The sequence below is a fragment of the Haloimpatiens myeolchijeotgali genome (assembly GCF_042688525.2).
GTDB lineage: Bacteria > Bacillota > Clostridia > Clostridiales > Clostridiaceae > Haloimpatiens.
In genome coordinates, this window is record NZ_JBHWAB010000001.1 from 2,906,093 (window position 1) to 2,918,911 (window position 12,819).

Sequence of the window (12,819 nt, forward strand, 5' to 3'; positions counted from 1 at the left end):
GTGGAACTCTGAAAGTTGAGTTATTATTTATCACATATGTTAGAACACTCAATAATATATATTAAAGGTAAATATTATTAACTTAACTCAACTTTCGCAGTTGAAAAACAACCGCTGCGGTAAATGATATCTTGCTCAGAAACCTTTCACTTCAGTAACAAGTTCTAAGCTTTACTCATATTGAAAAAAGATTTTTTAATTAATATTCCATAGGAATCAGTAATTAAAAAATAACTTTTTTTCAAATTCGTAAAACTAAGAACTTGTAAACTTTGTTCAAATGTTTCTTACGCAATATATCATTTACCTTCGCTAGGTAGTATTTTTGTCCTGCGAAAGTTGAGTAACTTAATTATTCTTAAAAAGGAGGAATATTGTGAAAAATAATAATTATTCACCAAAAGATAGCTATGATTTTAAAATAGCTGCTCTTGATAAACTTAAAGATAATTGGTTAAATGCAATATTTGTATGTATAATTTTCACCTTATTAACAAATGGATTAAATTTAACATTAGAGACAACTCATTTCATAAATTACGGCTTTCATGGAAGCGGAAGGACTAATTTAGGTTCATTATTAAACCTGATTCTAGGTGGTCCACTAACTTTAGGACTTGTAACTTATCTTTTAAATTTATTTAGAGATAACAATTCAAAAATAGAAGACGTATTTTCTGGTTTTTCTAGTTTTGGGAAAAGTTTTGTTTTGAATCTTTTAATCAGTATTTTTGTATTTCTATGGACTCTTCTCTTAATAATACCTGGTATTATAGCAAGTATAAATTACTCTATGAGTTTCTATATTTTACATGACAACCCTGAACTATCAGCAACACAAGCACTGAACAAAAGCAAAGAAATGATGGATGGAAACAAATTAAGACTTTTTAAATTATGGTTAAGTTTTTTAGGTTGGTTTATACTTGGTATAATTTCATTTGGAATTGGATTCATATGGATAACACCTTATTATAATGCAGCATTAACTGCTTTTTATGAAGATTTGAAAATAAAAGAAGGAGTTTAAAAATACATTTGTTTTTTTTATTAAATTTTGATACTATGTTAATAAATTACTAAACTTTCGTGAATAAAAACAGTCGCTCCGGGAAATGTTATATTGCTCCGAAACTTTTCATTTCCCTTCGCTAAATAGTATTTTCTTACTACGAAAGTTTATTTAATTATATTGCTGTAATAAAGAAAGGAGGAAGGGCAATTGTATGCTTGCCCGACTAACAAATGAATATTCTCATTGCAGAAGATGAACAAGATATAAGAAATCTTTTAGACCTTCATTTAGTAAAAGAAGGCTACACCGTATTTCATGCTAAAAATGGTGCTGAAGCCCTTGAAATTTTCAAAAAAAATAATATAGATTTAGCTGTACTTGACGTTATGATGCCTAAATTAGATGGCTTTAATTTATTAAAAAAAATCAGAGAAACCAGTACTATACCTGTAATATTTTTAACTGCTAGAATTGATGATACTGACAAAATACTAGGTTTAGGTCTAGGTGCTGATGATTATATAACAAAACCTTTTAATCCAATAGAAGTTGTTGCTAGAATTGAGGCTCATTTAAGAAGATATTTTAGATACGCAAATGGAACTACTCAAAATGATATTATAACCAATGGAAGTCTTAAATTGGATAAAGAAACCTGTACATTATTCAAAAACGATGTACCTATAGAGTTAAATGCAAAAGAGTATAAAATAATAGAACTTCTCATAGAAAACCGTGGAAAAGTATATACAAAAAAACAATTATATGAAACTGTTTGGGAAGATATTTACTATGGTGATGATAATACTATAATGGTTCATATTAGTCATATTAGAGAGAAAATTGAGGATAGTCCTAAATGTCCTGTTTACTTAAAAACAATCAGAGGTATAGGTTATAAATTGGAGAAAATAAAATCATGAGAAAAAAAAGAGGTACACTTGCAAACCTACTTTTGAAAAATTACTTATTTTTATATTTTTTAACTACTGCAATTTTTATATTTTCAGTTATTTTTACTGTATCAGTTGGGAGATTTTCATTAAAAAATCTTAGTGACTCTCCTGTTACAGCTGATCAAATAATGAAAGATAACTATACTAATATAGATATAACAAAAGTATCTCAATATAATGGGTTTGTTGAAATAATTGATAATAAATATAATGTAGTTTATAGAAAAGGATTTTTCAAAAAAGATAGACCATCGAAATATACAAGTCAGCAATATCATGATCTATTAATAAACAACTTAAAAAGTAGTGATTATGACGATAATTATTACTATAGTTTTTCTTATAATAAGAATAAAGACTTTTTATTAGTATTAGGCATTCCTAAAACTCCTCCAAATGGAAACTATGATGAGTTTTATTCTAAACTAGCCATACTTTTCTTTATTGGTGTAATTTTTTACTTTTTTACTCTTATAATAGGTACTATAATTTTTTCAAGATTAACCTCTAAAAATTTTGTTACACCTTTAAAAATTATATTAAAAGGAGTAGATAATATAGCCCAAGGAGATTATTCTACAAGAATTCATTTAAAATGTAGAAATGAATTTTCAAATTTAAAAGATGCTGTAAATATAATGGCTTCAAAAATAGAGGAAGAGACAAACTTAAAAGAAAAAGCAGAAGAAACTAGACGAAGACTAATTATGGATATATCTCATGATTTAAAAACTCCTCTTGCTAGTGTTATTGGATATTCGGATTTCTTAGTAAATAATCCATCTCTTTCACTTCAAGAAAGAAGCAAATATCTACAAATCATACAAAGAAATAGTATACGGGCTAATGATTTAATTACTGATTTATTTGAGTTTTCTAAGTTTGAAAGTTATACTTTTAAATTACATCTTAAAAGTGAAAATATATGTGAATTTATGAGAGAAATTATAGCATCATATATACCTGAAATAGAAGAAAAAAATTTCAATTATAATTTTGATATATCAGAAAAAGATATTTTTATAGCTTTTGATTGGAAGAGTATGGATAGAGCTATAAGTAATCTTATCACAAATGGCCTAAAATATAATCCACCTAAAACTACTCTTAATATCTCTTTAAAACAAAGGTTTGGTAAAGCAGAGATAATTATACAAGATGATGGTGTAGGTATCCCAAAAGATATTGCAAAAGATATATTTAAACCTTTTGTAAGAGTTGATTCTTCAAGAAATTCTCAAAGTGGTGGTACTGGTTTAGGTCTTGCAATAACTAAAAAAATAATTGAAAAACATGATGGTACTATTACTTTAGAAACTGATAAAAATAAGGGTTGCAAATTTACTATTACACTCTAAACACAAAAAGAGTTTCAAAAACTTACTTTTGAAACTCTTTTTTATTATCAACCACGTTCCTGATGCTAATGTAAAACCTGCTCCTCTAGATCTTTTAAGGTAAATTTAAGATTAGCATAAGTTATATATAAGATAAACATGATATCTTATATATAGTTGAGAATCAAATCAAGAATTATGCAAGGAGGTAATGATGTGATAGAAATCAAAAATCTGTATAAAAAGTATAAAATGGGAGATGAAGTTCTTACCGTATTAGATAATATAAACTTAGAAATCAAGGACGGTGAATTTGCAGCTATAGTAGGACCTTCTGGTTCAGGTAAATCTACTCTTATGAATATGATTGGAGGACTTGACATTCCTACTAAGGGATCTGTACTTATAGATGGTGAAGATATAAGTAAATTAAAAGACAAAAAAATATCAAAATTTAGAAATGAAAAAATAGGATTTGTATTTCAATCTTTTAATTTAGAACCCACTTTTACTGCTTTAGAAAACGTAATGCTTCCCTTAATGTTTAGTGGAATAAGTGAAAAAGAAAGAAAAAAAAGAGCTTTAGAAACATTACAATTAGTTGAACTTGAAAATAGAAAAAATCATAAACCAACTCAACTTTCAGGAGGACAAAGGCAAAGAGTAAGTATTGCTAGAGCCCTTGTGAATGATCCTAAGATAATCTTAGCAGATGAACCTACTGGAAACCTTGATTCTAAAACGGGTGAAACTATTATGGGAATTTTAAGAGAATTTAAAAATAAAGGTTATACAATTATTATGGTTACTCACAATATGGAAGAAGCAAAATATGCTGATAGAGTTATTAAAATCCATGACGGAATGATAAAGGAGGATTAATCATGAAATTTAATGATTATATTAAAACTGCTTTTAGAAATTTAAGAAGAAGAAAAGCAAGAACATTTCTTACTTCCTTCGCTGTAGCTATTGGAACAATGCTTATACTTGTAATGGTAAGCTTAGGTGTTGGTGTTGAAAAGTTAGTTGTTGATTCAATAAAACAACAAGGGATGTTAACTGAAATTAACGTATCTAAAAAATTATCAGATACATTTAATTTCAACACTAATGTTAATAATAAACCAGAACAAAAAAAAGAATCTAAAGAAAAAGCAGAAAATTTTAATACAGAAAACTTAACTAAAATCAAAAATATAAAAAATGTAGAAGATATTGTAGTATCAAGTTCTACTCTAGCTTCTGAAACAAAAGTAAATGATAAAGTATTAAAAAATGTTAATGTTGAAGGATATGATTTAAATTATACAATCATTCCTAAAGCCAACATAGAAGCTGCAAGACTTAAAAATAAAGATAAAAAACTTGATCCAATAAGTTTTGGAAAACTCTTAACTAAAAATGATACTAATGGAGCTCTTGTAAATGAAAAATATTTATCACAATTAGGTATCAAAGACTATAAAAGTGCTATTGGAAAAGAACTTACTATAATAACTAAACTTTCTGATATGCCTGATGCACCTAATGCTAATCCTCTTATAAAAAAATTAAAAATTACTGGTGTTGTTAGTAATAAATTTATATCTTCTCCTAAAATCATAGTTCCATTAGAAACAGTGGCAGCTATGGAAAATTACATAAACATGGATAAAACTTTTTTTAGTAAAAACGGTATTAATAATATAAAAGTAATTGTAAAATCTTATGAGGATGTTAATCCTGTTTCTAAACAAATTGATAAATTAGGTTTTGAAACTTCTAGTGTAGATTCTATAATAAAAATAGTAAAAAAAGTTTTCTCTGTATTAGAAGGAATTCTTTCTATAGGTGGAATTATCGTTATATTTGTAGCTTCACTTGGAGTTATAAATACTATGACCATGGCAATTTATGAAAGAACTCGTTCCATAGGAATAATGAAAGCTCTTGGTGCTTCAAAATCAAACATTAAATGGTTATTCATAACAGAATCCGGTGCTATTGGTTTCATTGGAGGATTGATGGGTTTAATTTTAGGAAAATTAAATACTTTGATTTTAACTGGAGGTTTAAAATTGTATCTTACATCTAAAGGTGTAGAAGAGATACCAAATTTATTTGTAATACCTTTATGGCTTGTACTTGTTTCTTTAGGATTTGCTATTTTAATATCTGTATTAGCCGGATTATATCCAGCAGTAAAAGCTTGTAAACTTAACCCAGTAGAATCTCTAAGACATGAATAAAAAAAATGCGGCTATGCCGCATTTTTTATTTAGTTCCTTTTCTTATAACTCCATTTACTGGCTTATAATAATCCTTATATAAAAGTTTTCTAGAAATCTCTTTTCCATTTTGAGAAGCAACTCTATATACTTTTACTCTGTACCCTACTTTTGCTGGTGTATCTATAACTTGTTGTCCTTTTGGAAGAGAACTATCATAAACATAGTTTGTTTTGGGTTGAACAGTTTCATAAACATCACTAATGATATCATATTTTATATTACTTAAACTTGAATTAGAGTACACATTACATATTATAGTCTTATCTTTTGCATAAGCTTCTATATATACTGGATACTTCAATGTATTTTTAAATTTATAATCTGGTGCAGGATAACTAACTGTAGCATCTGCTCCCTTATTTACATAGCTAGAAGGGAAAGTGTGATGCATTCTTTGTACAGAAGACATATTAGCTCTTAATACTGCATTATATAATGTAGAAGATACTTGACATATTCCTCCACCTATTCCATCAACAACTTTAGTTCCAATAATTACATGAGCATTTTTATAACCTCTTTGTTCTGTTCTTTGACCAACTATCTCATTAAAACTAAAAGTATCTCCTGGCATCAACAATACTCCGTTAATTGCCTTTGTTGCAAGCTCAATATTTGTTGATCTTTCATAAGAAGATGTTTTATACCCAGTACTAAAAGTTACTATTTTTTTATTTAGTTTCTTAAGTTCTTCTGTAGTAGCTTTTGGTTCAACAACTTTAATTTCAGCAGTAACTTTTGCATCTCCACCTAATTCACCATTTATAACACTTGTGATATCTTTTTTCAATTTTTCTGAGTTTAAAGCTTGTCCGTTTTTTCCTGAAGTAACTTTAAATTGTTCTGATTCTACTTGTGCTTTACTAACTGATGCATTTAAAGGATTTTTATTGATATCTTTTTCCATTTGTTTAATTAATGTTTCTATATATTTACCATCATAGTTAAACTTTAATTCAAAATTTTGAGGTTTGGGTTTTTTTATTAAATTGTACTTCTCTTTAACTTCTTTATCTTTACCATAACTAAATGCTTTATTCACAATCTCATTTATATTATATCTAGCATTTAATTTAGAATAATTTATTGCATATTTTTTCTTTGGGGTATTAATTAATATATTCTTTTTTAAAACAGTATCACCATATTTTTGTGTTAGTAAATTAATAGCTTGCTGTTTTGTTTTTCCTGATAAATCTATATCTTGAATTTTTACTCCTGGATAAATAACATTAGCATATTTATCACATACAGAATTTATATGTATGTTTCGTGCTATAACACCTGTAACTACTAAAATTGTTAATAGAATAATTGTGGTTATAAAAAATTTCTTTTTATTTACTTTTTTCTTTTTGCTCTTCGTCTCGTTCCTCTTTCCATATCAATTTTCCTTTCTATGTTTTATAAATTATAAAAATTAACAATAATATCTTCTTTCTATTATATAATACTACTTTTTTTTTATAAATAGGTTACAAAATTGTAAATATACTATTTCTATAACACTAAACTTCATTTTTCTTATCCATACGCCATTTACTTTGTTATATTTATGAAATCATTGAAATAAATATTAATTTTAGTTATAATAGTTTTGATTAAAACAATTTAATATAATAACTACGGGGGTGCCTTTAGCTGAGAAGAGTTAATCTCTAACCCTTTGAACCTGATACCAGATAATACTGGCGAAGGGAAGTAGATATACACTTTATGAATATTTAATGTGCTGCTTTTCTTTGAAGCAGCATTTTTTTATTTATACAAAGTACACTAAAAATAAAATTAAAATATTATAAAAGTATAAATTATAACTAGGAGGTAATAGATATGAAAAACGTCTTAACAATAGCAGGTTCAGATAGCTGTGGAGGTGCAGGAATACAAGCAGATTTAAAAACCATGAGTGCATTAGGTGTCTATGGTATGAGTGTAATAACTGCAGTAACAGCTCAAAATACTGTAGGTGTCATTGATGTACAAGAAATTGATAAAAAAATAGTAGAATGTCAAATAAGATGTATTTTTGATGATATTAATGTAGATGCAGTAAAAATAGGAATGGTATCAAATAGTGAAATTATCGAAACTATAACAAACCTTTTAATAGAATACAAAGCTAAAAATATAGTAGTGGATCCAGTTATGGTATCAAAAAGTGGTTACTTTTTATTAAAACCAGAAGCGGTTGAGAAATTAAAAAAACTTATTTCAATATCACATGTAGTAACTCCAAATATTCCAGAAGCTGAAACACTAACTGGGATGAAAATTATCAATGAAGATGATATGAAAAAAGCTGCATTGTGCATTTCAAAAATGGGACCAAAATATGTACTTGTTAAAGGTGGTCATAGATGTAATGATGCTAATGATATTTTGTATACTGGAAAAGATTTTATAAAAATAAAAGGTTATAGAATCCAAACTAAAAATACTCATGGAACAGGCTGCACACTATCTTCTTCCATAGCTTCATATTTAGCTAAAAATTATGGCATAGAAGACGCCGTTAAAGAATCAAAAAATTATATTACAAAAGCCATTGAAAATTCTTTTTCCATAGGACATGGTGTTGGACCTGTAGGACATTTAGTTGAATTATATAAGAAAGCTGGTGTAGATTTTGAATAAAATAAAAAATTCATCTATGTTTCTACTTTGGATTGGAGCTTCCATTTCAATAGCTGAAATATACACTGGATCTGTTATAGCACCTTTAGGTATTTCTAAGGGAGTTTGCGCCATACTATTAGGTCACTTATTAGGAACATTATTATTAGCATTTGGAGGATATATTTCTTTTTCTAATAAGCGTACAGCAATGGAAACTGTACAAGACTCTTTAGGTTTAATAGGTTCAAAAATAGTTGCTTTTTTAAACGTGTTACAACTTTTAGGTTGGTCTGCAATAATGATAATTCAAGGCGCAAGAGCTATAAGCCCTATTCTTTCAATATCTTATAAAACTTCACTATTACTTGTTTCTGTAATAGTATTAATTTGGTCTTATTCATTCTTTAATTATTCAAAAAAAGTGAATGATATATGTGTTATTTCCTTAGTTATTTTATGTATATTTATGTTCTCTAAAATAGATTTATCACAATCCGTTGCACTTAGTGGTAATCTAAATTTTACTACTGCATTAGAACTATCAATTGCAATGCCAGTTTCTTGGCTTCCTGTAATAGGTGATTTTACTAAAAATGGCCGTACTAAAAGAGGAGTTTTTACTTCTAGCTTTTTGGGATATTTTATAGGAAGTACTTCAATGTTTATCTTAGGTTTTTTTATAACTATATTTACTGGAAAAGATATTATTGAATTTATGTCTTCTATTGGTATTATAGGCGGATTAATCATTCTTCTTTCAACTGTTACAACTACTTTTATAGACATATATTCTGCAGTTATTTCTTCAAAACAAATACTAAAAATTAAAACTGAAAATAACTATATAATTATTTATTCTATAATTGCTGCAGTTATAGCTTTTGTATTCCCAATGGAAAACTACGAAAATTTTCTTTTAACTATAGGAAGTATCTTTGTTCCTGTTTATAGTATAGTATTTTTAGATTATTTACTAAAAAATAATAAAAAGCATAGTTTCAATGTACTTGGAATTATTTCAGTTTTAATAGGAATGTTTTTATTTAACTATTTTAATAAAATTTCCTTTGGAATTCCAACTTTATTAACTATTTTATGTATATCAATTATTTATACAATTTCAACAAAAATATTGAATTCAAGAGGTGTTAATCGTGGACAAGCAAATATGTAATATTATAAAAAAAATTAGAGAAAAAACTCCTTTAGTACATGCAATAACTAATTACGTTACAATAAATGACTGTGCAAATATTCTTTTAGCTTTTGGTGCTTCTCCTGCTATGGTAGAAGCATATGATGAAAGTTATGATTTTGCCAAAATTTCTTCTGCAATTTATATAAATCTTGGCAGTTTAACTAAAGAACAGGAAACTGCTATACTTATGGCATCAATATCTGCAAAAAATAATAATGTACCTGTAGTTTTAGATCCAGTAGCATGTGGTGCTATTCCAAGAAAACTATCTGTAATAAATAAAATTTCTGAATTAGGTAAAATAGATGTTATTAAAGGTAATATAGGTGAAATTAAAGTATTGGCAGGACAAGCTTCTAAAGTTAGAGGTGTAGACTCTGTAGATGAAGGTGAAGGAATAATTGAAGCATGCAAAATTGTTGCTGGAAAATATAATTGCACAGTAGTAGCTACAGGTAAAGTAGATACAATCTCTGATGGAAAAAGAGTTGCTCAAATATATAACGGAACAGAAATGTTTACTAAAGTCACAGGAGCAGGTTGTATGTTAGGTGCTTTATGTGCAGGAGCTTGTGGTGCAGAAGAAGATAAATTTAAAGCAGTATGTTCCGCTGTGGCTTGGATGAATATTTCAGGAGAATTAGCTTTTGAAGGCGCAAAATTTCCAGGTTCTTTTAAAGTTAAACTAATTGATTATATTTATTCTCTTAATAAAGAAACTTTTATGCAAAAACTTAATATGGAAATCATTTAATAAAACAGGAGGGATTGAAATGAATATAGATTATAGTGTTTATCTTGTAACTGATAAAAGATTTTTAAAAAATATGACGCTTGAACAAGCAGTTGAAGAATCTATTAAAGGTGGTACTTCTATAGTACAGATAAGAGAAAAAGAAGCCTCAACTAGAGAATTTTTTGACACAGCAAGTAAAGTTCATGAAGTAACTAAATACTACAATGTTCCATTAATAATAAACGATAGAATTGATATAGCTCAAGCTGTTAAGGCTGAAGGAGTTCATTTAGGTCAAAGTGATATGCCAATTGAATTTGCTAAAAAAATTCTTGGTGATGATGTAATAATAGGAATCTCTTGTAATAATGTTAAACAAGCTTTACAAGCTGAAAAAGCTGGAGCACATTATTTAGGATTAGGTTCTGTTTTTCCTACAAGTACTAAAGAAGATATTTCTACTCTTCTAGGATTAGAAGGATTGAAAGAAATCACATCAAAAATACATATTCCTTCAGTTGCAATAGGAGGAGTAAATTTACAAAATGCAGAATCAGTAATGAAATCAGGCGTTAACGGTCTTTCTGTTATATCTTGCATACTTGGAAGTAATGACATAAAAGCAGCTTCTCAGCAATTAAGAGATTGTACAGAACTTTAAATAAGAAAATCACATCACGTTATGTATATTAGTAATAAGTAAATAAGGTATAAGCTTAAGGAATCTTTAAAACTTTCCTTTTCTTATACCTCTTATTATTTACTGCTGTATACACCTATATTAAAATATTATTTTTCTCTATTTTTGTTATTTAGTTATAGTAAATTTTTTAGTTTTTTCACTTAACTGCTCTGACATAGACTTTAATTCATTTATTGCTTGTTCAATTTCATTTATTGCACCATTTCGCTCTTCTACACTTGCACTTATTTCTTGTGATGCACTAGCAGTATGTTGAGTATTCTGTGAAAATTCATCCATAACTCTAGCCATTTCCTCGGCAATTGAAGATTGTTCTTTAGTTGATGTTGCTATTTTCTCTACATTTTTGTTCATATTCTCTACGATATCAAATATCTTATTAAATTCTTCACTCGTTGAATTAGTTTTTTCAACTCCAATTTCAACTTGTACTAATTCCTCATCCATAGCTGATGTAGCTTTTTGAGTCTTTTCTTGAATATCTTTTACAAATGTAATAATTTCTTCAGTTGCATCTTTACTTTGTTCTGCTAACTTTCTTACTTCCTCTGCTACTACAGCAAACCCTCTACCTTGTTCTCCAGCTCTTGCTGCTTCTATAGCTGCATTTAATGCTAAAAGATTAGTTTGTTCTGCTATTCCACTAATAATTGAAACCATTTCTCCAATTTTATTTGAAGAAACCTGTAAATCATTTATTACTGATGATACATTATTTGTAGTATGTTTGATATTACCTATAGCTTGTACTGCTTGATCTACTTTATCAGTTCCTGCCTTAGCTGCTTCTAAAGCACTATTGCTATCATTAGATACACTAGCTGTTTCTTTATATACAATTTTTGAATTATTAGCTACCTCTTCAATACTAGCTGCTGTCTCTTGGGCTGCACTTGCATTGTTTTGAGTATCCATTGCCACTTCATTAACTCCATTTACAACTTCTTCAGAGCCTTTACCGATATCATCCATAGAGGCATTTAATGTAGTCGCCATTTCTGATAATGATTGAGCATTTTGCTGAACACTACCAATAAGTTCTCTCAAATTATTTCCTGCTACATTTAATGCTTTCATCAATTCTCCTACTTCATCATCTGGAGTTTTTTTTGGCTTTAATCTTCTATTACTATCATCATAATCTTCAATTTTATAATCTAAGTTTCCTTCTGCTAATTGTTTTGCAAAAGCTGAGGCCTTTTTAATGTTATAAGTTAAATAATTGGATAACTTATTTGCTATAAAAATTACTAGAATTAATACAACTATACAAATTACATTAACTACACCTAATTGATCTAATATATTAGTTTCTTTTATATAATTTTTAATAGATGCTTCACCCATTCCTATACCAATAGCACCAATTACATCATTATCACTATTTTTTATAGGTTCTATATGTATTAAATATTTTTCCCCATTAAGGTTAACTCTTAAGTTATCTGACTTACCTTCATTAAATATCATATTTTTGTTTTCTTCATCTATATCTACACTTGATAAAGCGTTCCCACTTTTATCCTGAATACTACTAGAAACAACTTTATCTTTTTGTAAGAATAACAAATCCAATCCTAGATTTTCTTTTACATTAGATGCTACTTCGCTGTGATCTATAGGCTTATCTCCTTTATATATATCGCCGTCTTTTATATGCCATTCTCCAGGATATAAATCATCTATTATTTTTCTTCCCATAACACTTGATCTTTTAACAACATTATTTAATGCTTTATATGAAGCATTTCCAGCAACGTTTATTACCATTACACATACAGGAATCATAACCAAAATTACTACAAGCAAAAAGCTTCCTATTATTTTCTTTTTTAAAGTTCTTTTCATTTATTAACCTCCCATCTTTAATATTAGGTAAAATTGTATTTTTATAGATTTTTCCAAACACTAACTATTATACAACAAAATTCAAACTTACATATGTCTAAAAAGTAAAATTCCTTTAAATTTTTGTTAATTTT

11 protein-coding genes and 1 riboswitch are annotated in these 12,819 nt (G+C 27.7%); of the genes, 9 read left to right on the forward strand and 2 right to left on the reverse strand.

What is annotated here, in order from left to right; all coding sequences use genetic code 11:
- The first annotated feature begins 376 nt into the window (after positions 1-376).
- The 5 genes from ACFIJ5_RS12985 to ACFIJ5_RS13005 all read left to right on the forward strand — a co-directional run bounded on the left by ACFIJ5_RS12985 (position 377) and on the right by ACFIJ5_RS13005 (position 5,539).
- Positions 377-1,030, forward strand: coding sequence for a DUF975 family protein (locus tag ACFIJ5_RS12985; RefSeq protein WP_379807688.1), 654 nt, complete (start codon positions 377-379; stop codon positions 1,028-1,030).
- A 215-nt stretch (positions 1,031-1,245) separates the two neighbouring features.
- Positions 1,246-1,938 (forward strand): response regulator transcription factor, encoded by a 693-nt coding sequence (locus ACFIJ5_RS12990; RefSeq protein WP_379807690.1) that lies wholly within the window; start codon positions 1,246-1,248, stop codon positions 1,936-1,938.
- A complete protein-coding gene (locus ACFIJ5_RS12995; protein WP_379807692.1) occupies positions 1,935-3,329 on the forward strand; it encodes a sensor histidine kinase in 1,395 nt (464 codons plus the stop codon). Before ACFIJ5_RS12990 ends, ACFIJ5_RS12995 begins: the two co-directional genes overlap by 4 nt.
- Before the next feature lie 195 nt (positions 3,330-3,524).
- Positions 3,525-4,190, forward strand: coding sequence for an ABC transporter ATP-binding protein (locus ACFIJ5_RS13000; protein WP_379807694.1), 666 nt, complete (start codon positions 3,525-3,527; stop codon positions 4,188-4,190).
- A 2-nt stretch (positions 4,191-4,192) separates the two neighbouring features.
- Positions 4,193-5,539 carry an ABC transporter permease gene (locus tag ACFIJ5_RS13005; protein ID WP_379807696.1) on the forward strand — a complete coding sequence of 449 codons (1,347 nt, stop codon included), beginning with the start codon at positions 4,193-4,195 and terminating at the stop codon, positions 5,537-5,539.
- Between the two features lie 25 nt (positions 5,540-5,564).
- Here the strand turns inward: ACFIJ5_RS13005 and ACFIJ5_RS13010 are convergent, their stop codons facing one another.
- Positions 5,565-6,905: a VanW family protein gene (locus ACFIJ5_RS13010; protein ID WP_379809612.1), complete on the reverse strand. Its 1,341-nt coding sequence runs from the start codon at positions 6,903-6,905 to the stop codon at positions 5,565-5,567.
- A 293-nt stretch (positions 6,906-7,198) separates the two neighbouring features.
- A riboswitch (TPP riboswitch) is annotated at positions 7,199-7,299 on the forward strand.
- A gap of 115 nt (positions 7,300-7,414) precedes the next feature.
- On the opposite strand from ACFIJ5_RS13010, the gene thiD reads away from it, so the two are divergent.
- Genes thiD through thiE form a run of 4 tightly spaced genes read left to right on the forward strand, consistent with a single transcriptional unit; the run spans position 7,415 to position 10,795 of the window.
- Positions 7,415-8,218: a bifunctional hydroxymethylpyrimidine kinase/phosphomethylpyrimidine kinase gene (gene thiD / locus ACFIJ5_RS13015; RefSeq protein ID WP_379807698.1), complete on the forward strand. Its 804-nt coding sequence runs from the start codon at positions 7,415-7,417 to the stop codon at positions 8,216-8,218.
- Positions 8,211-9,374, forward strand: coding sequence for a putative hydroxymethylpyrimidine transporter CytX (cytX, locus tag ACFIJ5_RS13020; protein WP_379807700.1), 1,164 nt, complete (start codon positions 8,211-8,213; stop codon positions 9,372-9,374). Before thiD ends, cytX begins: the two co-directional genes overlap by 8 nt.
- Entirely contained in the window at positions 9,355-10,152 is a 798-nt protein-coding gene (thiM, locus tag ACFIJ5_RS13025) for a hydroxyethylthiazole kinase (RefSeq protein ID WP_379807702.1), read from the forward strand. Before cytX ends, thiM begins: the two co-directional genes overlap by 20 nt.
- Positions 10,153-10,171: 19 nt before the next feature.
- Complete coding sequence (gene thiE, locus ACFIJ5_RS13030; RefSeq protein ID WP_379807704.1) at positions 10,172-10,795, forward strand: thiamine phosphate synthase; 624 nt, start codon at positions 10,172-10,174, stop codon at positions 10,793-10,795.
- 147 nt (positions 10,796-10,942) lie between these two features.
- On the opposite strand, the gene ACFIJ5_RS13035 is transcribed toward thiE, so the two are convergent.
- A complete protein-coding gene (locus ACFIJ5_RS13035; RefSeq protein ID WP_379807706.1) occupies positions 10,943-12,685 on the reverse strand; it encodes a methyl-accepting chemotaxis protein in 1,743 nt (580 codons plus the stop codon).
- Between the last annotated feature and the right edge of the window lie 134 nt (positions 12,686-12,819).